Source organism: Amycolatopsis sp. N2S4-7 (assembly GCF_058119595.1).
The window spans coordinates 3,600,136-3,621,701 of the sequence record NZ_CP172299.1; the positions used below are offsets into that span (position 1 = coordinate 3,600,136).

A 21,566-nucleotide genomic window follows, 5' to 3' on the forward strand; every position below is an offset into this window, starting at 1 on the left:
CACATCATAGTTGCATAGTGAACTTGTCATGCAACTCTAGTTGCGTCATACTCCTGGTGTTCCCAGATCATCCGATGATGCGGAGACCACCATGGACTGCGTGCGCGTAGTGCGGACCGGGCGGGTCGCACGGCTCGTACTCAACCGGCCCGACCGGCTCAACGCCGTGAGCGAGCAGCTCTACCGGCGACTGCTCGAGGAGCTCGGCCGCGCCGACGCCGACCCGCAGGTGCGGGCGATCGTGCTCGCCGGCGAGGGACGCGCCTTCTGCGCCGGCGCGGACCAGAAGGCCCACGGCGAAGGAACTCGCACGCCCGCACAGCAGGCGGAGTACGTCGAGCTGGCCTGGCGGGTCTGCGAACGCATCCAGCGCAGCGGCACACCGGTGATCGCCGCCGTGCACGGCTACGCGCTCGGCGCGGGCGCCGAAATCGCCACCAGCGCCGATTTCCTCGTGATGGCCGAGGACGCGAAGATGGGCTTTCCCGAAGTGTCCATCGGCACCTACGTCGGCGGTGGCGTAACCCGGCGGCTTCCCCGGCTGGTCGGGCTGCGCCGCGCCACCGAGCTCCTGGTCCTGGGCGAACGGTTCACCGGCAAGGAGGCCGCGGAGTGGGGTCTGGCGCACCGCGCCGTACCCGCCGACGCGCTCGACACCGCGGTCACTGAGCTCTCCGAACAGCTGGCGGCCAAAGCGCCGATCTCCCTGGCGCGCCTCAAGACCGCCCTGCTGAGCGAGGCACCGTTCGACGAGGTGCTGCGAACCGAGGCCACCGACCTGCTCTCGATCATGGGCACCGCCGACTGGGCCGAGGGCGTCACCGCCTTCCGCGACCGTCGTACGCCGCAGTTCGAAGGGAAGTGACGCCGAGATGACCACTGTGGACAAGGCTGTCCGTGCCGCATTGACGCGCCTGTTCGACCCGCGATCCATCACGGTGATCGGCGCCTCGACCGACCCAGCCAAACGCGGCTATCAGGCCGTCAACGCCCTGCTCGCCGCCGGATTCGGCGGACCGATCGTGCCGGTCAACCCGCGCGGCGGCACCGTGCTCGGTCTGCCCGTGCTCCAGGACATCGCCGATCTGCCCTACGGACTCGACGTCGCCCTCATCGCACTGCCCGGCAAGGCCGTACCCGGCACGCTGCACCGGCTCGCCGAGCGCGGCGTCGCCGGTGCCGTGGTCCTGGCCAACGGCTTCGGCGAGATCGGCGCGGCCGGCGCGGCATTGGACGCCGAGCTCAAGACCGCGATCGCCGAGACCGGCATCCGCGTCGTCGGCCCGAACACCTCCGGCATCCTCACCGTCGCCTCGGGCGCCAACCTCGTCGGAGCGCCGGACGTCCCGGCGGGACCAGTCGATCTGGTCACCCAGAGCGGCAACATGCTGCTGTCGTTCCTCGCCGACACCCGCGCTCACCGGCTGCCCGGCCTGCACAGCTACATCGGTCTGGGTAACCAGGCCGACGTTGGCTACGCCGAGTGCATCCGGGAACTGGCCGACCGCCCGGGTGCCGGCGCGATCGCCGTGCACACCGAAGGCCTCCGAGACGGGCGCGGCTTCCTCGTCGCCGCGGCCGAAGCGGCGCGCAAGCGGCCGGTGGTGCTGTTGCGCGGAGGGCGATCGGAAGCAGGCGCGCGCACCGCGCTGTCCCACACCGGGTCGGTCGCCGGCTCCGACAGCGTCGCCCGCGCGGTACTCGCGCAGGCGGGCATCGAACTGGTCGAGCGGTCCGACGAGCTCGCCATCGTGGCGGGCGTGCTCGGCACCACCGCGCCGGTCGGCAACGGTCTCGGCATCGCCGTGCTCTCCGACGGCGGCGGTCACGCGACGCTCGCCGCCGACGCCCTCACCGCGGCGGGAGTGCCGCTCGCCGAACCCTCGGCCGCGACTCGCGAGCAGCTGGCCGCCCTGCTCGGGCCGGCCGCGGCCGTGGCGAACCCGGTCGACGTCGCCGGCGCGACGGACACCGATCCCGGCCGGTTCGCCGACGCCGCCCGCCTGCTGCTGGCCGACCCCGCCGTCGGGCTCGTGCTCGTCGTCGGCCTCTACGGCGGCTACCACCTGCGCTTCGACCCACAGCTGCAGGAACAGGAGGAGACCACCTCCGAGCGCCTCACCCAGCTGAGCGAGAGCTACCGCAAGCCCGTGGTTGTTCAGAGCCTCTACGCCACCGACTCCCCCGCCAACCACGACCTCCTGCGCGCCGGCGGGATCCCGGTGCTGTCCTCGATCGACCACGCCGTCCGCGCGGTCGCCGCGCTGCACCGCCGGGGCCACCGACTGGCCACGGCGGCGCAGCGTTCGGACCTGGCCCTGCCGGTCGCGCCCCAAGCCCCGTCCGGGGCGACGGTGCTGCTTGACGAACCGTCCGCGCGGGAACTCGTCGGCTCCGCGGGCATCCCCCTCGGCGAGTGGGCCTTTGCCGCCACACCCGCTGACGCGCGGGCGGCGGTCGCCCGGTTCGGTGGTCCGTGCGCAGTCAAGGTCGTCTCACCCCAGGTGGTGCACAAAAGCGATGCCGGCGGGGTGCAGCTCGGCGTCACCGACGGGCGGAACGCGTTCGGGTCCATTGTGGAGAAGGTGACCACGGCCGTTCCGGGAGCGGACATCACCGGCGTCGTCGTCACCCCGATGGCGGGCCAGGGCGTCGAACTGCTCGTCGGCGTCACGGCCGACCCGATCTTTGGCCCGGTCGTGGCGTTCGGCTCCGGCGGTGTGCTCGTCGAGGCACTCGGGGACGTCACCTTCCGCGCCGCGCCCTTCACCCACGCCGAAGCGCTGGAGATGATCGGCGAAACCACAGCCGCCACCCTGTTGGGCGGCTACCGCGGCCTCCCCCGCGTCGACCGCGACGCCCTGGCCCGGTTCCTCGTCCGCGTCGGGGACTTCGCGGCCTCGACTCCGCGGCTGCGCGAACTGGACCTCAACCCCGTGATCGCGAACACCGACGGCATCTGCCCCGTCGACGTCCGCGTCGTCCTCGCCGAGGAGACCTCCGCATGACCGAAACCGCCCTGCTTCACGCCCGTAGCGGCGCCGTCGAGACCTGGACCCTCAACCGGCCCGAGCAGCGCAACCCGATCTCCGAACCCGACGTCATCGACGCGCTGGAGGACGCCGTCGCGCGGGTCAACGCCGACCTCACCGTGCGCGCGGTCGTCCTCACCGGCGCCGGGTCGGCGTTTTCCTCCGGCGGCAACGTCAAGCACATGCGCGACCGCGCCGGGATGTTCGGCGGCAGCCCAGCCGAGCTGCGGCAGGGGTACCGCCACGGGATCCAGCGCATCCCACGTGCACTCTACCACTGCGAAGTACCGACGATCGCCGCCGTCAACGGCCCGGCCATCGGCGCCGGCTGCGACCTCGCCCTGATGTGCGATCTGCGCATCGCCGCCACTACCGCGGTCTTCGCCGAGAGCTTCATCAAGGTCGGCATCGTTCCCGGCGACGGCGGCGCCTGGCTCCTGCCCCGCGCGGTCGGCGCCGCGCGGGCCGCGGAGATGGCCTTCACCGGTGACCCCGTCGACAGCGCCACCGCCCTCTCGTGGGGCCTGGTGTCCCAGGTAACCGAGCCGGACCAGCTCCTGACCGCAGCAGCTCACCTGGCCGATCGCGTCGCCGCGAACCCGCCGCACGTACTGCGGATGACCAAGCGCCTGCTGCGCGAAGGAGCCCACCAGTCCCTCGACAGCCTGCTGGAGCTGTCCGCGGCGATGCAGGCCGCGGCCCACCACACCACCGACCACCAGGAAGCCGTCGCCGCGCTGCTCGAACGCCGGGCGCCGCAGTTCACCGGGAGCTGAGCCATGAGCGAACACATCCGCGTCGGTGTGGTGGGGGCGGGCCAGATGGGCCGCGGGATCGCCGAAGTCTTCGCTCGTGCCGGGCACGACGTGGTTCTGGCCGAAGCGGTGCCCGAGGTGCTCGCTGCTGCCCGCGATCGCATCAGCGCCTCGCTGCAGCGAGCTGTCCACAAGCGACTGCTGGACTCCACGGCCGCCCTCGACCGCATCAGCTGCACCGCCGAACTCGCCGACCTGCACGATCGCACCCTGGTCATCGAGGCGGTCGCGGAGGACGAAACGACCAAGACGGTGGTGTTCCGTGAACTCGACGCCGTCGTCACGAACCCGGCAGCGGTGCTCGCGACCAATACGTCGTCCATCCCGATCATGCGGCTGGCGATGGCCACCGCGCGCCCCGGCCGCGTCGTCGGGCTGCACTTCTTCAACCCCGTTCCGGTGATGGACCTGGTCGAGATCGTGCCCTCTCTCGTCACCGATCCCGAGGTCACTCGAACTGTCGCGGAACTGGTGGAGAAGGAGCTGGGGAAGACCACGATCCGGGCGGCTGACCGCGCCGGGTTCGTCGTCAACGCACTGCTGGTGCCCTATCTGCTGTCCGCGGTGCGGATGCTGGAGTCCGGATTCGCCACCGCCGAGGCGATCGACGCCGGCATGCGACTGGGGTGTGCGCATCCGATGGGGCCGCTGGCGCTGACAGACCTCATCGGACTGGACACCACAGCCGCGATCGCCGAATCGCTCTACGCCGAGTTCCGGGAACCGCAGTACGCGCCGCCCGCGCTGCTGCGGCGCCTCGTCGACGCCGGCCGGCTGGGCCGCAAAACCAGTCAAGGGTTCTTCACGTACTGAACGGCGACAACGCTCTGACAATAAGGGCCGTCAGGCCGCCCAGTCTTGTCGCGGTCGCAATGCGGACACGCTCTCGTTGTGCGCGAGCGGCTGAGTAAGGCACGGCCGCCCCGGGGGAGACCCTCGAGGCGGCCGCTGTCGCTCCGGACGCCGTTTCCAGAGCGGGATCAGGTGATGCGGAACGACTGGGTCGCGCCGCCATTGCACGTCGCTTGCACGAGTTGCACGCTGTCGGCCGTCGACCCGGCCGGCACCGTCAGACACTTCCCACTGTGCTTGACCACGAGATGGTAGTAACCGCCACCTTCGGCAACCGGCTGCCACTGCTGGTTCGCGCCGCCGCCGTAGGACCACAGCTGCACGCCGGCGTTGTCGGTGGTCGCCACGTCGACAATGTCCAGTACCTGCGCGGGGTTGGTGCGGTTGTTGACGCGGGTGTAGCCCTCGCCGGTCGGCTGGAACTGGAACTGCTGCGCGTTCGTGGCGTTGCAGGTGTACTGCTGGATGACCGTTCCGTTGGCTGACGCCGCCGCACGCGCGTCGACGCATTTGCCGTTCACCTTGCTCACCACGGGATACCAGGCCGCGGGTGAGATGTCACCGGGCGGGGTGGTGGGCCCGCCGCCGGCCACGCCGCCGAGGCCCCGGAGACCGTCGAGGATCAGTTTGTTCTGCTGGGGGCTCTCGAACGTCGAGGACAGCGCGGTGTCGGTGTCGTAGTTCATCTTGTTGTGGCCGAAGTTGGCATAGAGCATCTTGTAGTTCTTGTTGGTCCAGACGATCGGGTAGTCACCGCTGTACCAGATCTCACCGGGATTGTCGCCGACCGGGAACGTCGACTGGTCCAGCGAAGCCAGGACCGTGATGTTGGGGTTGTCCCGCAGGTTCTTCTCCCACGCATACCACTCACTGGCCGAGGACTGGATCGTGTCGGGCAGACCCGCGGTGGCGGGGTTTGCGTGGTTCTCGATCCGGAGGGTCTCGGCGGTCGGAGCCCAGCTGTTGTCGGCGAGGTGACCGGAGCCGAGGAAGTCGTAGTGATACCACTGCGTGTAGGGCTGGTCGCTCGGGTCGGAGTAGGCGGAGACGTGGAACCCGAAGAAACCGCCGCCGGCATCCATGTACCGCTTGAAGCCGTCGAACTGTTGCTGGCTGTGCGGCTTGTCATCGAGGAACATCACGACCTGATACTGGTCAGGGGTGATGGAGTTGAGCTGGTTCCAGTCCATGGTGGAGGTGTAGGTGAACCCGTTGGCCGCAGCTTGCTGGGGGAACCAGACGTTGGCTTCTTTCTCGAAGCTGCGGTGCGCTGCGTCGTCGGCCGCGCTGTAGAACGCGAGGATCTTGAACGGCGCCGCTGCGGACGCGTGCGACGTCGCAACTGGCGTACCGAGCGCCAGTCCAACGCACGCGCCGAGCACCGCAAGCGCTTTCCCTGCGGAGCCGAGGCCACGTCTCGTTCCGGACATCCGGGCACCGTCCTTTCCAGTCAGATCGGGCAAGGGCGCGCGGCGCGAAACTTCACACCTTGAATTAATACATAGATGAAGTCATTGGTCCAGACCTTCAGGGCAGAATTGCCCCACTGAGCGGGACGACACCCCCGCCAGTACCCCATTCGGGTGCCCCAGGCGGCACGGTCCTTGCCCGGACACACCGCACCCGCCTCACCGCCGGCCACCTTGACACCATAAGTAAGAATTATTTACGATCGGCTCGCCCCGTCCAGCTCGTTGCCGGCACAGGCTTCCGCTTCGACGGGGCGAGCACCGCCTCGCAACGAGGCGTCCCACGGACTGTCCGACAGCCGCCACTGTCGCAGATGAGCCGATCATTCGGCACCCACTGTGCGGAGATTGCTCCCCATCTTCGAAGGAGCGGCATGTCCTCGATGTCCCGAACCAAGAAACGGCGTTCGCCCCGCCTGGCGTGGCGGCGGGCAGCCGCCGCAGCCGTTGCGGCCACGGCAGCAGGAGCGTCCCTCGTCGCCACGGCGCCCTCGGCGCTGGCGGCGACCACCGCCGGCGTGTGGCTCACCACCCCGGACCGGTCGAACCTGCTGCGACAGCAGGGAAACGTCCAGTTCGGCACCGGCGGCAGCGGGCCGGTGATCACCGTGAACCCGAACGCCACCTACCAGTCCATGGTGGGCTTCGGCGCGTCGTTCACCGACGCCGCTGCCTGGAACGTCTTCAACTCGCCCCGGCGTGACGAGATCATGAACGCCTTGTTCAACCCCGGCAGCGGTGTCGGTCTCAGCTTCCTGCGCCAGCCGATCGGCGCGACCGACTTCTCCCGCAGCTTCTACACCTACGACGACGGTGCCGCGGACCCCGGCTTGACGCGGTTCTCCGTCGCGCACGACAACGCCTACATCCTGCCGCTGGTCAAACAGGCCAAGGCGCTCAACCCGCAGCTGTCCATCATGGCCACGCCGTGGAGCGCACCCGCGTGGATGAAGTCGAGCAACAACCTGATCGGCGGCTCCCTCAACGACAGCCAGGTCGGAACCTACGCCGACTACCTGGTGAAGTTCACCCAGGCCTACGGCGCCGCGGGTGCGCCGATCGACTACCTGAGCGTGCAGAACGAGCCCAAGTTCTCCCCGCCCGGCTACCCGGGCATGCCGATGTCGGCCGCCCAGCAGGTGAACATCATCAACAACCTCGTGCCGAAATTGCGAGCTGCCGGCCAGAACGCCAAGCTGTTGGGCTACGACCACAACTGGGACGACACCAGCTACGCCCAGCAGGTCAACAACGGCGCCGGAAACAACGTGGTCGGCTCGGCCTGGCACTGCTACGGCGGTAACCCGAGCGGACAGTCCACGGTCCACGACGCCCAGCCGAACAAGGACATCTTCTTCACCGAATGTTCGGGCACGGAGTCGGGCAACACCTTCGCCGACTCGCTGCGCTGGCAGGGAACCAACCTCGCCATCGGCGCCACCCGCAACTGGGCCAAGACCGTCACGACCTGGAACATGGCACTGGACAACAACCACGGCCCCGTCATCGGCAGCTGCGGCAACTGCACGGGCGTCGTCACCACCAACGGCTCCAACGTGACCTACAACGCCGAGTACTACGTCCTCGGCCACCTCAGCAAGTTCGTCAAGCCCGGCGCGGTGCGCATCGACTCCACCGGCTACGGCGACGGCGGCATCCAGAACGTCGCCTTCCGCAACCCCGACGGCACCATCGTGCTCGTCGCGCTCAACAGCGGCGGCACGCAGAACTTCCAGGTCTCCTTCGGCGGCCAGTCCTTCGGCTACCAGCTGCCCGGCGGCTCGATGGCGACCTTCACCTGGCCCGGGACCGGTGGCGGCACCACTCCCCCGCCCACCGGCGGCGGAACCGGCGCGATCACCGGCCTCGGCGGCAAATGCCTCGACGTCACCGACGGCTCGACCGCCAACGGCACCCTGCCCCAGCTGTGGACGTGCTCGTCCGGCCCGAACCAGCAGTGGACCCTCGGTTCGGACGGTACGGTCCGTGGTCTCGGCAAATGCTTGGACGTCACGGGAAGCGGCACCGCGAACGGCACGGCGGTGCAGCTGTGGGACTGCTTCGGCGGCGGAAACCAGCAGTGGACCGCAGCCAACGGCACCCTGGTCAACGCGGCCAGCGGCAAGTGCCTCGACGTGAAGGACCAGTCGACGGCGGACGGCGCCAAGCTGCAGATCTGGACGTGCACCGGCGCCGCGAACCAGAAGTGGTCGGTCCCCGCATGACGACCGGCAGGATGGCCGCCGTGACGGCGGCCATCCTTGCCACGGCAAGCCTGACCGCAACGGGCGCTTCGGTCACGGCGACCGGCGCGATCACCGGCTTCGGCGGCAAGTGCCTCGACGTCACCGGAAGCGCCGGCGTCAACGGCGCCCGCGTCCAGCTCTGGACGTGCACCGGCTCAGTGGCCCAGCAGTGGTCCGCAGCCGACGACGGAACGATCCGGGCGCTGGGCAAGTGCCTCGACGTTGCCGGCGCATCCACGGCCAACGGCGCCGCGGTGCAGGTCTACGACTGCAACGGCACCGGCGCCCAGCGCTGGACCACCGACGCCGGTCGTCTGATCAACACCGGATCCGGCAAGTGCCTGGACGCCACCGGCGCGTCCAGCACCGACGGGACGCCGCTGCAGACCTGGACGTGCTCCACCGGGGCGAACCAGCAGTGGAGGCTGCCCACGTCGGCTCCGCCCCCGGCAACCGGGCCGTGCCCGCAAGGGCCGTTCGGCAACCCGCTGCCCTCACCGAGCCTGACGGCGACGAAGGTCGAGGACGGCGTCAACTTCCTCGAGGGCCCGACCTGGGACAGCGCGTCCCTGACCCTGCTGCTGACGAACATGCACGACGGCACCGGGTCCGCGAACGTCCAGCCATCGGACGTCCTGCGGTTCACGCCCGCGACCGGCGCGTTCACCACGGCCCTCCCGAACGCGGGGAGCAACGGGCTGGCCATCAGCCAGGACGGGAAGTCGCTCGTCGCCGCGACACACGATCAGCGCAGCGTCTCGTCCTACGACCTGCCCACCGGCCGGCGTACGACGCTTGCGGCGAGCTACCAGGGCCACGCGTTCAACTCGCCCAACGACGTGACGATCGGCCCCGACGGAACGGTCTACTTCACCGACCCGGACTTCCAGCGCGCGGACCGGCCCGACCAGATGGGCGGCAAGACCAGCGTGTTCCGGGTCCGCGCCGGCGTCGTCACGCTCATCGACGACACCATCCGCGAACCGAACGGCATCGAGCTGTCGCCGGACGGGAAGACGCTGTACGTCGGTGGCAATGCCACCGGGAAAATCTACCGCTACGACGTCAACCCGGATGGCAGCACCGGTCCTCGGAGCGACTTCGCGTCGCTGGCAGGCACCGATGGCGGCACGGTCGACTGCGCCGGCAACGTGTACCAAGCCACGTTCGGCGACGGGAAGATCCACGTGTTCTCCCCAGACGGCCGGGCACTCGGCACGATCTCCGCAGGAGCGAACACGACGAACGCGGCTTTTGGTGGCGTCGACCGCAAGACGCTGTACATCACCTCCGGCACGCCTTCAACCGGCGACGACAGTGGCAACTTCGCGCTGTACAGCATCCGACTGGACGTTCCCGGTTGGCCGTACTGAACAATCGCTGTGGGCCCGACGATCCGTCTGGCCCACAGCGGTTGGTCCGGCGTCCGTGTTGAGTCGAGGCGACCGGTGCGCTCGTCTCCAGCGCTCTCCATGCGACGACCAGGACCGCGACCTTCCACTCGGAAAGCAATGCAACTTGAGTTGCAAGCCTCCGGATGAAAGTCGATCTCATCCTCACTCGGCCGCGGCGCCGGTCTTGTGAGGCCTACGACCTGGGCACTCAGCCCAGCAAGCGCCCGCGCTGTTGCTGGAGGAACTCCTTCAGCGTGAGCACCGACGGCCCGTGCGACGCCGTCGCGCGCCAGCTCAGACAGAACTCGCGGCCTGCGGCCTGCCCCGTGACCTCCAGAGACACGATGTCCGGGTGCGGCGTCCCCGCCGGCGGCAGCAAGGCGACACCCGTGCCGGAGGCGACGAGCGCACGGACCGTGCGTGTGTCATCAGCCTCCGAGACCACCGACGGCGCGAATCCGGCGTCGGCGCAAAGCATGTCGAAGATCAGCCGAGTGCCATAGCCGGCACTCATGGCGACGAAAGACTCCTCCGCCAGCTCCGCCAACGCGATCTGACCGGCGCCAGCGAAGCGGTGCCAGCGCGGGACCTCCACGACCAAGGGCTGCGCGTCCAGCACGACTGCCTCGATGCCCGGCATTGTCGGCTTTGGAGCGACGAGCGCGAGGTCGAGTTCGCCGTACAAGAGTGCAGTGCCGAGCTCCTCGCTGCTTCCTGTCGTCATCGCGACGCGGATCCCCGGGTGCACCTGGTGGAACCCGGCGAGCATCGTCGGTGCGATCTCATCGACCATGCTCTTGAGAAATCCGATCCGCACCTGCCCACTGGCCGGGGTCGCGGCATCGAGCACGCCCTGCACCTCCGCGTTGATCCGGTCGAGCAACGGGGCGAGCCGCTCCCGCAGTTGCCGCCCGGCAGGGGTGAGCCGCACCGCGCGCCCCTGACGCACCAGCAGCGTCAGCCCAAGGTCGGCTTCGAGCCGCACGATGGCGCGGCTGAGTGCCGGCTGACCGATGCCCAGCCGCGCAGCCGCTCGGCTCACGTTCTCGAACTCGGCTACCGCCAGGAACTGCGCGAGGCGGGGAGCGAGCACCTCGGCCGGGAGGCGAGAACCGCGCACAGACGTCATGACCTGCCCTTCGTCGTCTGCCGAACTATGCCAAGAAGGCATAAGGATCGTCAATCTGAGCATTTCCGCCGAACTGGGCCAACTTGCGACGCTGAGTGCAGTTCGCCGGGACTACCCGGCATCACCACACGACACGGGAGCACAGCCCATGCTGGTCACCATCCTCGTGCCGGTGTTCCTCGTCATGGCTCTCGGCTACCTCAGCGGCCGGTGGCGGATCGTCGACGACGGGAACGTCTCCGGCCTCATCGCCGTGCTGATGACTTTCGCTCTGCCCGCCTCGCTGTTTCTGGTGCTGGCGAAGACCCCACGCCGCGAGATCGCGACCCACCTGAACGTGGTCGGCGCGATCGTGGTCATCACGATCCTCACCTACCTGATCACGTTCCTCGCGGAGCGCCGGCTGTTCCACAACGACACCGACAGCGCTTCGGCAACCGCCCTGACCGCAACATTCCCGAACTACGCATCCGCAGGGTTGCCACTGGCATCGGGCGTCTTCGGGTCGGTCCTGGGTGGCGCGGCGGCTGTGTTTGCCTCCCTCAGCCTCGCGGTCGGTGCCATCACAATCTCGCCTCTGACCCTGGCCCTGATGACCGGCAAGTCCGGCGACGGCCACGGCTCCGTGGCCCGATTCGCGCGTGCCTTCGCAGCCACCGCGCGCAAGCCGGTCGTCTTCGCCCCGGTCCTCGGGCTGGTTGCCTCAGGAGTCGACCTGCCGCTGCCATCGTGGGCTACCGGATCGCTCACCCTGCTGGGGAACATCACCGCGGGCCTTGGCCTCTTCACCACCGGCTTGATGCTCTCCACGGTGCACGTCCGCCTTACCCGCAACCTCGGGTTCGGGGTGCTGGTGAAGAACGTGCTCCAGCCGCTGGTCGCCCTCGCAGTGGTGCGACTCGCCGGGATCGACACCGCGACCGGAAATCTCGTGGTGCTGCTGTTCGCCATCCCCAGCGGCTTCTTCGGCGTCGTGTTCGGCCGCGGCCACGGCGTCAAGTCCGCCGACGCCAGCTCCGTGCTGATCGTCTCCTCCGTACTCAGCGCAGTCACCCTCGCCATCGGTGTCGCGATCCTCGCCCCGGCCTGACCTCAGAACCCACCCGAGTCCGACAAGGACCATCCTGGAGACAAACATGACCACACTACCGACAGAGACCCCTGTCGTCTGGAATCGGCGTCACACCCGCAAGCTGGCCCGGCTCGAGGCCGTCGCGCCGCACGTCGACGGGAAACTCGTCACACCCGGACACTTGGGCGAGCTGCTGGAGACCTTGCTGCGCCCCGGCGACCGCGTCGCTCTCGAGGGCGATAACCAGAAGCAGGCCGACTTCCTCTCCCGCACTCTGGCCGGCTGCGACCCGCGCCGCGTGCACGGCCTGCACATGCTCATCTCGTCGGTGTCGCGGCCCGAGCACCTGGACCTGTTCGAGCGTGGGATCGCCGAGAAGCTCGACCTCGCCTACGCCGGCCCGCAAAGCGTGAGAATCGCGCAGCTGGTCGAGGACGGCGCGGTCACCATCGGCGCCATCCACACCTACGTCGAGCTGTATGCCCGGATGTTCACCGACCTCACCCCCGACGTTGCGCTGCTCTGCGCGAGCATGGCCGACCGCGACGGCAACCTCTACACCGGGCCCAACACCGAGGACACCCCCACCCTCGCCGAGGCGACCGCGTTCCGCGACGGCGTGGTTGTCGTGCAGGTCGACCGAATCGTCGAGCGCGGCGAACTCCCACGTGTCGACATCCCCGGCGACTGGGTCGACCTCGTCGTCGAAGCGGATCGGCCCTTCGCCCTGGAGCCGCTGTTCACCCGCGATCCCCGCCACATCGGCGACGTCGAGATCCTCAAGGCGATGCTCGCGATCCGCGGGGTCTACGAGCGTCACGGTGTCACCTCGCTCAACCACGGCGTCGGCTTCGACACCGCCGCGATCGAGCTGATCTTGCCCACCTACGGGGACCAACTCGGCCTCAAGGGCAAGATCGCACGCCACTGGACCCTCAACCCGCACCCGACCCTGATTCCCGCAATCGAATCGGGCTGGGTGGAATCGATCCACTCCTTCGGCGGTGAGGCGGGCATGGAGCGCTACACCTCCGCCCGTCCCGACATCTTCTTCACCGGACGCGACGGATCCCTGCGGTCCAACCGGGTGCTGTGCCAGCTCGCCGGCCAGTACGCAGTCGACTTGTTCATCGGCTCCTCCCTGCAGATCGACCGCGACGGCAACTCCTCCACCGTCACCGACGGCAGGCTGTCGGGCTTCGGTGGCGCCCCCAACATGGGCCACGACCCGCACGGGCGCAGGCACGCCTCCCCGGCCTGGCTAAGCCTCCTGCACGGTGACGCTCCAGCCCTGCGCGGCCGCAAATTGGTCGTGCAGATGGTGCAGACCTTCCGCAGCGGAGGAACACCCACCTTTGTGGAATCGCTCGACGCCGTCGATGTGGGCGCGCAGGCCGGCATGGCCGTGCCGCCTGTGATGATCTACGGCGACGACGTCACCCACGTGGTCACCGAGGAAGGCGTGGCCTACCTCTACAAGGCGTCCAGTCTGGCCGACCGCCGGGCCGCGCTCGCCGCGGTCGCCGGCGTGACGCCGATTGGCCGTGAAGTCACTGCCGAGCAGGTCGAGCGACTGCGTACCGACGGGCTGGTGGCCTTCCCCGAAGACCTCGGCGTCGACGTGCGCAAAGCCGATCGCTCGCTGCTGGCCGCGCGCAGCATCACCGATCTCGTCGCCTGGTCGGGTGGGCTCTACGAGCCGCCGGCGAAGTTCCGGGACTGGTGAGCTGCCGTGACGATCACCACCCTTCCGCCCCGCACCAAGACCGCACGAATCGCTGACACCGCGGTCGCCGCGCTGCGCGCTGAGGCCGAACTGACCCCGAAACCGGGACTGGTCGACCGGCGCGGCGCGGGGGCCCACGACGACATGACCCTCAACCTGCTGACGGCCTCGGCAGAATCACTGCGCGAGGCGTTCGCCTCGTGCGCCCAGGCCGCCTTGGACCTTCCGCTGGGGCCGGAGCTTCGAGCCCGCGTCGGTGCGGTCGGGAGGGCCGGGGAACGCCGGATGCTCGCGACAACCGGGGGCGTGAACACGCACCGGGGCGCGCTCTGGGCCGTCGGACTGCTCAGCGCGGCAGCTGTGCACGGGCGCACCCCCGCCGCCGCAGTGCGGTTCGCCGCACAGCTTGCGACGCTGCCCGACTCCGCACTTCCCGGATCTTCCGATTCGCACGGAGCTCGCGCACGTCGCAGGTACGGCGCGGCGGGCGCGGCAGGCGAGGCGCAGGCCGGGTTCCCACACGTCACGCGGCAGGCATTGCCCACCTTGTACCGCGCTCGCCGCCGCGGCGCGGACGAGGCGTCCGCCCGGCTTGACGCCCTGCTCGCGGTGATGGCGACCTTGGAAGACACCTGTTTGCTGCACCGAGGCGGTACGGCCGGACTGAACGCAGTCCGGGACGGCGCGTCCGCAGTCCTCGCCGCGGGGGGCTGCGCCACCCGGGCCGGACGCCACCGCCTCACCGTGCTCGACCGGCTGGCCGCCACCCACGGCCTTTCTCCCGGGGGCAGCGCGGACCTGTTGGCCGCCGCTCTGTTCCTCGACGCAATCCGCACACACTGACCCACGACCCCTCACGCCGGAAAGAGAGTTCCGCCATGCAGACACTCGACTATCACTTCCCCGCGGACCGGCCGCCGGCCCAGCGAGCCCACGTTGGTGTGGTCGCCTCGGGCGACCTGGAAATCCTCGTCGACCCCGAACCGGCCAACCGCGGCGCCCAGGTCCGGGTCCGCACGAGCGTCGACGGCTTCGACACCGTGTGGCACGCCGTCCTCGACCGTTTCTTCGCTCACCGCCCGGTGCAAGGGCGCTGGGAACTCAACGACTTCGGCGCCACCCCCGGTGTCGTCGCACTCCGGTTGCGCCAGGCCGCCGAAGCGGTCACCGCCGGAGCCGGAAAGGAGCAGGCATGATCACCACCGACTGGCGGACGCTGCTGCAGCGCCGCAGCTATCTGGAACAGGACGCTCTCGGCCGCGCGCAGAGCCTGCTCGACCCCGGCTCCGCCCGCGTCCTGTGCGGACCATTCGACCGCGTCGAATCCCCCTGGCTGGCGCCACAAGGTGTGGTGCCCCAGGCCGACGACGGCGTGGTCCTGGTCCGCGGCACGATCGGCGGCGCCCGGGTCGTGGTCGCCTCGATCGAACAAGGTTTCCAAGGCGGTGGCACCGGCGAGGTTGCCGGGGCCAAGATCAGTGAAGGGCTCCGGCTCGCCGCGGAGGACTCACGCAACGGCAACCCGACAGCTGCGGTCCTGCTGCTGGAAACGGGTGGGGTCCGCCTGCAGGAGGCCAACCTGGGCCTCAACGCCGTGGCCGAGATCTGTTCCGCAGTCCTGGAACTGCGGTCGCTGGCCCCCGTCGTCGGGGTCGTCGCCGGCGAGGTCGGGTCCTTCGGCGGAGTCAGTATCGCGGCAGGCTTGTGCACCCGGCTCCTGGTGACTCCGCAGGGCCGGATCGGGCTCAACGGCCCCGCCGTCATCGAGGTCGAGGCCGGCGTGGACGAGTTCGACTCCGGCGACCGCGCGCTGATCTGGGCCGTCGACGGTGGTGCCCAGCGCCACGCGATCGGCTTGGCCGACGAACTTGTCCCTGATGACGCCGAAGCGATGCGCGACGCGGTCCGTACGGCGATCGCCGCCGGGCCCACCGAACCGGGGCGCCACCGCAGCGAGCGGCTCGACGTCCTCGCGTCGCGGCTGAGCTCGCTCGATCCGGCGCACCCGCCGGCGCCGGCTGACCTACGATCGCTCTGGGGCAGCACCTACGAGCCCGTCGGCACCACCTCCGCACCTGAGCCGCGTGCCTCGACCTCCGATGGGCGGGGACGGCGCTGGCTGCTGGCACTGTCCGGGGCACCCACGCCGCAGGTTGTGATTCCCTCCGTACTGCGCGCGGACACCGCAGACGCCGTCCACCTCGCCGTCGTGCCTGACCCCGCCAACCCGTTCCACCGGGCCCGCGAAGGTCAGGTCGGCCTGACCGAGTGCCTCGCACTGGCGCGCACGATCCGAGACGTCGTGGCCGAGGACGCCGGCACCGACCGCCGGCGCGCGATCGTGGCCGTCGTCGACCTGCCGAGCCAGGCCTACGGCCGGATCGAGGAGATGGCGGGCCTGCACCAGGCGATCGCCACGGCGGTGGACGCCTACGTGACCGCCCGCGCCGCCGGTCACCCCGTCGTCGCGCTGGTCGTCGGCCATGCGCTTTCAGGCGGCTTTCTCGCCCACGGGCTGCAGGCCCAGCAGATCCTCGCGCTCAACGATCCCGGAGTCGAGATCCACGCCATGCACAAGCCGGCCGCTGCCGCCATCACACGACGCACCGTCGAACAGCTCGACGAATTGGCGAAGACAGTGCCACCGCTGAGCTACGACGTGCGCGACTGGGCAAACCTCGGGTTCTGCGACGGGCTGCTCACCGTCGAAGACGCCGACCACCCGACCACGGCCGACGCCGCACGCGCACGGGAGGCCATCACAGCGTCCATCGCCGTCGCCCGCAGCGGACCGCGGGACCTGTCGAACCGGATGGAGTCGCCCGGCGCCCGGCGCACCCGCGCCGCGTCCCGTCGGGTTCGAGACCTGCTGGTCCGTCAGTGGGATGAGCAACCGCGATGAGCCTGCCTCCCCGCCCGCACGACCTTCTGCGGCTCGACTCCCCCGGCGCGGTGGTCCCGGCCGATGCTCCCGGCTGGGTCGGCCCCGCCCTGCGGCGCGCACCATGGGTCGTGGTCCGCCGGGCCGACGCCCCGGACGGCTTCCTGCCGGTCGGCGTTCGGGGCCGAAATCGGTCTCAGCGCCACGGGCTGCTCGTGCGGAGCCATGCGATCGCCGAGGTCGTGACGCCAGAGCAGCTCACCGAGCGCGATCTCGCGATGCCCGCCCTTCCCGCGGCGCGAGCACTTGCCGCGGCCCGGCCTCTGCTCGACGCGGCCGGATTGCGGTGGGGGCCGGGCGGCAGCGTGGGGTTCGAACTCGCGACCGGCGTGCCCACGGTCACCGCGACCAGTGACCTCGACCTGGTGCTGCGGAGTCCGACGTTGCCGTTTCCGGCCGACCTGACCACCCTCCACACCGCCTTGCAGGATTTGCCCACGCACGGGGACTGCCGGCTCGAGCTGCCCGATGGCGCCGTGGTGCTGGACGAACTGGTTTCGGGTGCCACCGAGGTCTTGCTGCGCACGGCGGCCGGACCGCGCCTCGTCCCGCTCCCGGCCCGGGAGAGCTGACCATGGCGCTCGCATTCCTCTACCCCGGCCAGGGCTCCCAGCGCGCCGGCATGCTGCACCGCCTGCCCGCCGACGCGGAGATCGGCGACTGGGAGCAGTTGGACAGCGAAAACGCACTGGCGTCGACTACCGGGACACAGCTCGCACTGCTGGTGGCCGGAGTTGCTGCGTCTCGGATACTGATGGAGGGCCACGGCCTGGTTCCCGACTTCGTCGCCGGCCACTCGGCCGGCGCATTCGCCGCGGCCGTGAGCGCCGGGGTCCTGACGCTGCCCGAGGCAATCGAGGCCGTGCAGCTGCGCGGCGAGTTGATGACCCGGGCGTGTCTCACCGGCGACTGGGGCATGGCGGCGCTCGTCGGCATCCGGCCATCCGCCGCGCGGGCACTGGTCCAGGACGTATCGCGTGCCGATGCTCCATTGTGGATCGCCAACATCAACGCCGCGGACCAGGTCGTGCTCGGGGGCACCGGCCGCGCGCTCGCCACTGCCGGGCAGGCAGCGCGGCACGCCGGAGCGCGCCGCTGTGAGCGGCTCCCCGTCGCTGTCGCGTCCCACGGCCCGGTCCAAGCCGAAACCGCCGAACGGCTCGCCACCCACCTCGGCGCTCTCCCCCGCCGCCGGCAACGGATCCCCTACCTCACGAACACCCGCGGACGACGAATCCTGGATGACTCCGACGCGGTCCTCGACGACCTCGCCCAGGCGGTCGCCCATCCCGTGCGATGGCACGACGCGATCCGTCTGATGGTGGAGCTCGGGATGACGACCGCCGTCGAAATGCCACCGGGGCAAGTCCTCACCCGGCTGCTGGCCGCCACTGCACCCGCCGTCCGCGGCACAGCTTTCGACGGCACGTCGCCGGACGGGATCGCGCGCCGAGTTCGCTAGTCGGTGTCTCGGAGCCGGCCAGGCCGCGCGGGACCTGATCTGCCGTCGAGATCAGGTCCCGGTTTGGTCCGGGCCGGGTGGGTCAGGACGCGCGGGTCTCGTGGATGACGTGCAGGTCGGCGTAGCCCTCGACACCACGCGGGCCGCCTTCGATACCGACACCGCTCTGCTTGCTCCCGGCGAAGGGTACGTCGAAGGCTAGGACGACATGGTTGTTCACCCAGGTCATCCCGGCCTCAAGCCGGGTTGCCACAGCGCGCGCCCGGTCGGTGTCAGTGCCCCAGACGGAGCTGCCCAGACCGTAGGCACCGCTGTTCGCACTCCGGATCGCGTCCTCGAGATGGGTGAAGGGAATGATCGGCAGCGCCGGGCCGAACTGCTCTTCGTCCACGACCCGCATGCCGTCAGTGGCCCCGGTCAAGATCGTCGGCCGGTGGAAGAACCCGCGGTCACCGGGCTCCTGTTTGCCGGCAATCGCCGAGGCTCCGTGCGCCACGGCGTCGGCAACCAGTTCGGCAACGCGGTCACGCTGGAGGACGGTGGTGAGCGGGCCGAGTTCGGTCGCCGGATCGAACCCGCTGCCCACGCGGACCGCACGAGCGCGGTCGACCAGCGCGTCCACGAGCCGGTCATGCAGGGACGAGGCCACGTAGAGGCGCTTCGGTGCCACGCACGCCTGACCGTTGTTGTCGAACGCGGTGGCAAACAACCGGTCGGCGATCGCGTCGATGTCGGCATCGTCGAGAACAATCGCCGGGTCGTTGCCGCCCATCTCAAGGACGAGGCGTTTCACGTCGTTCATCGCCGACGTCGCGATCCTCTTGCCGGTCGCGGTCGATCCCGTGAAGGTGATCACCCGGGTCAGAGCGTGGCCGGTCAGCAGCGGCCCCACCGCATCGGACCCGCTGATCACGTTGAGCACCCCGGGCGGCAGTACCTCGCGCAGCAGCTCGCCGATGCGCAACGTGGTGACCGGGGTGTACGGCGAGGGCTTGAGCACGACTGTGTCGCCCACTCGCAAAGCCGAGGCCACTTTGGCGAAAGCGATGAACAGCGGGAAGTTGTTCGGGGGAATGGCAACGACGGGACCCAGCGGCCGACGAACCACTTCAACCCTTGCCTGTTCGTCATCGCGCAGGACCTCTGCGGGCAGGTCGAGATCGGCGTAGTAATTCAGCCAGCCTGCCGCGCCGGCGACCTCCATGCGAGCCGAAGTGAGAGGTTTGCCCTGTTCCGCAGTCAGCAGCCGAGCCAGCTCGTCTTCGGCCGCGCTGATCGTCGCGGCCATCCTACGCAGCGCCGCTCGGCGTTCGTTCTCATCTGCGCGCCAGCCTGCAAACGCCTTGTCCGCGGCGGCCAGAGCCGCATCGACCTGCGCCGGGCCGGCATCCGGCACAGAACTGAAATTCTCTCCGGTGGCCGGATCGACGACCTCGATCCGGCCAGGCGTCGTCACGCTCTTGCCATCGATGGTCAACTGCGCATCGATGGCCGGGACGATCATCGTGTCTGGGTTCATTGCTCTCTCTCCTTGGGACAAAGACGGGGATTCAACTCGCGTCGACGGCAACGGTGATCCGGGGCGTTGCGGCGCGGGACACGCACGGGATGATCGCGTGGGCGCGTTCGTGTTCGGCCAGTACTGCGTCGCGGTGCTCAGCATCGCCTTCCACCAGTCGCAGGCGGCAAGAGCCGCAGATGCCGGCCAGGCATGACGAGGGGACATCGACGCCGTTCCTTCGCAGTGCAGTCAGCAGAGTCTCGGAGCCGGCCACCTCAATGGCGCGTCCACTGGGATACCACTGCGCAGTGAACGGCACACCGGCCGGTGCGGCAGTATCGGCATTGGTGAAGTTCTCGAAGTGCACAGTTCGCGGGTTCCAGTGCATCGTCAGTGCCCGCACTTCTTCGACGAGCCGCTGCGAGCCGCAGCAATAGAGGTGGGTTCCGTCCGGTACAGCCAGGAAGGGCCACAGATCGAGACGGCCGGCCTCGTCACTGAGGTGCAGGAGGTCGTCCTCGCTCGTCAGTTCCTCGGCGTACGGCGCCTCATCGCGGTTGCGGGCCAGGTAGACCGTTCGGACACGGCACCCTTCGACGCCGCGCAGGGCGGCGCGCAACGCACGGATACCAGTGATGCCCATGCCGCCGGCGACCAGCAGGTGCGAGGGGGCGTCGGCGGGAACGAACCCACGGATCGGTTTCGTGATGAGCAGCTCGTCGCCGACGGCAGTGTCGTCGACGAGGCTTCGAGAACCACCGCGGCCGCCGGCCTCCCGGCCGACGGTGATGGCGTAGCCGCTGCCGGGTGGATCCGTGAGCGAGTAGGTCCTCGCCATACCGTTGGGCGCGGTGACGGTGATGTGAGACCCCGCCGTGAAGGGGGGAAGATCGCCGTGCCACGCCTGGAGCTCGAACCTCCAGATCCGCCGGCCCAGCATCGTTTTGCCGGTGACCACGACCCGGATGCGCTGATCAGTCACCGGCGGCACGCCTCGTCACGAGATCGTTCGGCCGTAGGACGCCCCCGGCGAGAACGTCGAGGTAGACGCCCAACTGGGTGTGGCCGTAATGGTGGGCCATCAGACGCAGCACCGCCAGGTCACGCCGGCCGGATGTCGGGGCGACCTCGGTGGCGGCGCAGCGTGGGGTCCGCGCGAGTACGCGGAACACGCATTCCCCGATCGTGACGAGGGCGCCGACGAGGTCGTTCTCGGCGAAGGCCGGCAACCCGTCCCAGTAGAGGTTCGCCCTGAAGCGCAGCGGGTCGAGTGGAGCGCCGATCCGCTCCGCGAGGTCGAGCACGCTCGCGAGGTTGATCACCGATACGGCTTCCATGCCGAGTTTCCCCTGCACGGCGGCGTCGGTGAACCTCCGCCCGGGCTCGTGCGCGACTATCGGAGCGCTGTCTTCGGGGCAGTCGAGCACACGGGCGAAGAGCTCTTGCGCCGCGACCCGGCCGGCCCCGGTACCAAGATCGCATTCCAGGACCGGGTGTCCACGCACCAGCACGGTGAGGGAGCGCCGATCCGGGGCGATGTGGGTGGTCAAGCCGGCGAGCCGTTCGTGCGTGGCGAGAACGAAGAACTCGGTCTTCGGCAAACCCTCACGCAGTCCTCGCCGATAGCGGCCATCGGCTCGGGCAAGCGCGTAGAGCCGGTCTCCGGGTAGCCCTTGACCAGCTCGCAGAGTCACTTCATCGAGCTTTTCAGGACTGAGCCCCTTCACCGGATATCGGTAGATATCCGCAAGGTGGGCCATAGGTCGTTCCCTTTCTCGGCGTTCCCGTGCGAGCAGGGCGGATACCGGACGCGTCAGGCATGGAGAACCCACGACGTCGTCGGCGAGTGAGCTGGACGCGCCGAGCCGAGGCGTCGGCTCGGGCAGCAGGCCGTTGTCGCGCGGAATCCAGCAGGTCACGGCCCTCT

The 21,566-nt window shown here is 69.4% G+C and carries 18 protein-coding genes; 13 read left to right on the top strand and 5 right to left on the bottom strand.

What is annotated here, in order from left to right:
• The first annotated feature begins 100 nt into the window (after positions 1–100).
• The 4 genes from ACH54P_RS16755 to ACH54P_RS16770 are packed head-to-tail and all read left to right on the top strand — an operon-like array spanning position 101 to position 4,660.
• Positions 101–865 (top strand): enoyl-CoA hydratase/isomerase family protein, encoded by a 765-nt coding sequence (locus ACH54P_RS16755; protein ID WP_489913718.1) that lies wholly within the window; start codon positions 101–103, stop codon positions 863–865.
• A 7-nt stretch (positions 866–872) separates the two neighbouring features.
• Positions 873–3,008, top strand: coding sequence for an acetate--CoA ligase family protein (locus ACH54P_RS16760; RefSeq protein ID WP_489913720.1), 2,136 nt, complete (start codon positions 873–875; stop codon positions 3,006–3,008).
• The gene (locus ACH54P_RS16765) at positions 3,005–3,808 is read left to right on the top strand and encodes a crotonase/enoyl-CoA hydratase family protein (RefSeq protein ID WP_489913722.1); all 804 of its coding nucleotides are present in this window, start codon (positions 3,005–3,007) and stop codon (positions 3,806–3,808) included. Before ACH54P_RS16760 ends, ACH54P_RS16765 begins: the two co-directional genes overlap by 4 nt.
• Before the next feature lie 3 nt (positions 3,809–3,811).
• A complete protein-coding gene (locus tag ACH54P_RS16770; protein ID WP_489913724.1) occupies positions 3,812–4,660 on the top strand; it encodes a 3-hydroxybutyryl-CoA dehydrogenase in 849 nt (282 codons plus the stop codon).
• Between the two features lie 167 nt (positions 4,661–4,827).
• Here ACH54P_RS16770 and ACH54P_RS16775 read toward each other — a convergent pair whose 3' ends face one another.
• On the bottom strand, positions 4,828–6,129 hold the full coding sequence (locus ACH54P_RS16775) for an RICIN domain-containing protein (RefSeq protein WP_489913726.1): 1,302 nt from the start codon (positions 6,127–6,129) through the stop codon (positions 4,828–4,830).
• A gap of 422 nt (positions 6,130–6,551) precedes the next feature.
• On the opposite strand from ACH54P_RS16775, the gene ACH54P_RS16780 reads away from it, so the two are divergent.
• Both ACH54P_RS16780 and ACH54P_RS16785 read left to right on the top strand, forming a co-directional pair.
• Positions 6,552–8,393, top strand: a complete 1,842-nt coding sequence (locus ACH54P_RS16780) for a ricin-type beta-trefoil lectin domain protein (RefSeq protein ID WP_489913728.1) — start codon at positions 6,552–6,554, stop codon at positions 8,391–8,393.
• A gap of 20 nt (positions 8,394–8,413) precedes the next feature.
• Positions 8,414–9,787 carry an SMP-30/gluconolactonase/LRE family protein gene (locus ACH54P_RS16785; protein WP_489913730.1) on the top strand — a complete coding sequence of 458 codons (1,374 nt, stop codon included), beginning with the start codon at positions 8,414–8,416 and terminating at the stop codon, positions 9,785–9,787.
• 229 nt (positions 9,788–10,016) lie between these two features.
• On the opposite strand, the gene ACH54P_RS16790 is transcribed toward ACH54P_RS16785, so the two are convergent.
• A complete protein-coding gene (locus ACH54P_RS16790; protein ID WP_489913732.1) occupies positions 10,017–10,937 on the bottom strand; it encodes a LysR family transcriptional regulator in 921 nt (306 codons plus the stop codon).
• 148 nt (positions 10,938–11,085) lie between these two features.
• Between ACH54P_RS16790 and ACH54P_RS16795 the strand changes: the two genes are divergently transcribed.
• Genes ACH54P_RS16795 through ACH54P_RS16825 form a run of 7 tightly spaced genes read left to right on the top strand, consistent with a single transcriptional unit; the run spans position 11,086 to position 18,138 of the window.
• Positions 11,086–12,027: an AEC family transporter gene (locus ACH54P_RS16795; RefSeq protein WP_489913734.1), complete on the top strand. Its 942-nt coding sequence runs from the start codon at positions 11,086–11,088 to the stop codon at positions 12,025–12,027.
• A 46-nt stretch (positions 12,028–12,073) separates the two neighbouring features.
• Positions 12,074–13,735: a malonate decarboxylase subunit alpha gene (gene mdcA / locus ACH54P_RS16800; RefSeq protein WP_489913736.1), complete on the top strand. Its 1,662-nt coding sequence runs from the start codon at positions 12,074–12,076 to the stop codon at positions 13,733–13,735.
• 6 nt (positions 13,736–13,741) lie between these two features.
• Positions 13,742–14,578: a triphosphoribosyl-dephospho-CoA synthase gene (locus tag ACH54P_RS16805; protein ID WP_489913738.1), complete on the top strand. Its 837-nt coding sequence runs from the start codon at positions 13,742–13,744 to the stop codon at positions 14,576–14,578.
• Between the two features lie 35 nt (positions 14,579–14,613).
• Positions 14,614–14,931, top strand: coding sequence for a malonate decarboxylase acyl carrier protein (gene mdcC, locus ACH54P_RS16810; protein WP_489913740.1), 318 nt, complete (start codon positions 14,614–14,616; stop codon positions 14,929–14,931).
• Complete coding sequence (gene mdcD, locus ACH54P_RS16815; RefSeq protein WP_489913742.1) at positions 14,928–16,637, top strand: biotin-independent malonate decarboxylase subunit beta; 1,710 nt, start codon at positions 14,928–14,930, stop codon at positions 16,635–16,637. Before mdcC ends, mdcD begins: the two co-directional genes overlap by 4 nt.
• Entirely contained in the window at positions 16,634–17,248 is a 615-nt protein-coding gene (locus ACH54P_RS16820) for a malonate decarboxylase holo-ACP synthase (protein ID WP_489913744.1), read from the top strand. The genes mdcD and ACH54P_RS16820 overlap by 4 nt, the downstream gene beginning before the upstream one ends.
• A gap of 2 nt (positions 17,249–17,250) precedes the next feature.
• Positions 17,251–18,138: an ACP S-malonyltransferase gene (locus ACH54P_RS16825; RefSeq protein WP_489913746.1), complete on the top strand. Its 888-nt coding sequence runs from the start codon at positions 17,251–17,253 to the stop codon at positions 18,136–18,138.
• 82 nt (positions 18,139–18,220) lie between these two features.
• Here ACH54P_RS16825 and ACH54P_RS16830 read toward each other — a convergent pair whose 3' ends face one another.
• The 3 genes from ACH54P_RS16830 to ACH54P_RS16840 are packed head-to-tail and all read right to left on the bottom strand — an operon-like array spanning position 18,221 to position 21,399.
• The gene (locus ACH54P_RS16830; protein ID WP_489913748.1) at positions 18,221–19,657 is read right to left on the bottom strand and encodes an aldehyde dehydrogenase family protein; all 1,437 of its coding nucleotides are present in this window, start codon (positions 19,655–19,657) and stop codon (positions 18,221–18,223) included.
• 31 nt (positions 19,658–19,688) lie between these two features.
• Entirely contained in the window at positions 19,689–20,621 is a 933-nt protein-coding gene (locus tag ACH54P_RS16835) for a PDR/VanB family oxidoreductase (RefSeq protein WP_489913750.1), read from the bottom strand.
• Positions 20,614–21,399: an MOSC domain-containing protein gene (locus tag ACH54P_RS16840; protein ID WP_489913752.1), complete on the bottom strand. Its 786-nt coding sequence runs from the start codon at positions 21,397–21,399 to the stop codon at positions 20,614–20,616. The genes ACH54P_RS16835 and ACH54P_RS16840 overlap by 8 nt, the downstream gene beginning before the upstream one ends.
• Positions 21,400–21,566: the final 167 nt, after the last annotated feature.

Bases quoted from the DNA above. Each gene is read 5' to 3' on its own strand.
- ACH54P_RS16760 (WP_489913720.1), top strand. From the start codon at position 873: ATGACCACTGTGGACAAGGCTGTCCGTGCCGCATTGACGCGCCTGTTC.
- ACH54P_RS16765 (WP_489913722.1), top strand. From the start codon at position 3,005: ATGACCGAAACCGCCCTGCTTCACGCCCGTAGCGGCGCCGTCGAGACC.
- ACH54P_RS16770 (WP_489913724.1), top strand. From the start codon at position 3,812: ATGAGCGAACACATCCGCGTCGGTGTGGTGGGGGCGGGCCAGATGGGC.
- ACH54P_RS16775 (WP_489913726.1), bottom strand. From the start codon at position 6,129: ATGTCCGGAACGAGACGTGGCCTCGGCTCCGCAGGGAAAGCGCTTGCG.
- ACH54P_RS16780 (WP_489913728.1), top strand. From the start codon at position 6,552: ATGTCCCGAACCAAGAAACGGCGTTCGCCCCGCCTGGCGTGGCGGCGG.
- ACH54P_RS16790 (WP_489913732.1), bottom strand. From the start codon at position 10,937: ATGACGTCTGTGCGCGGTTCTCGCCTCCCGGCCGAGGTGCTCGCTCCC.
- ACH54P_RS16795 (WP_489913734.1), top strand. From the start codon at position 11,086: ATGCTGGTCACCATCCTCGTGCCGGTGTTCCTCGTCATGGCTCTCGGC.
- mdcA (WP_489913736.1), top strand. From the start codon at position 12,074: ATGACCACACTACCGACAGAGACCCCTGTCGTCTGGAATCGGCGTCAC.
- mdcC (WP_489913740.1), top strand. From the start codon at position 14,614: ATGCAGACACTCGACTATCACTTCCCCGCGGACCGGCCGCCGGCCCAG.
- mdcD (WP_489913742.1), top strand. From the start codon at position 14,928: ATGATCACCACCGACTGGCGGACGCTGCTGCAGCGCCGCAGCTATCTG.
- ACH54P_RS16820 (WP_489913744.1), top strand. From the start codon at position 16,634: ATGAGCCTGCCTCCCCGCCCGCACGACCTTCTGCGGCTCGACTCCCCC.
- ACH54P_RS16825 (WP_489913746.1), top strand. From the start codon at position 17,251: ATGGCGCTCGCATTCCTCTACCCCGGCCAGGGCTCCCAGCGCGCCGGC.
- ACH54P_RS16830 (WP_489913748.1), bottom strand. From the start codon at position 19,657: ATGAACCCAGACACGATGATCGTCCCGGCCATCGATGCGCAGTTGACC.
- ACH54P_RS16840 (WP_489913752.1), bottom strand. From the start codon at position 21,399: ATGGCCCACCTTGCGGATATCTACCGATATCCGGTGAAGGGGCTCAGT.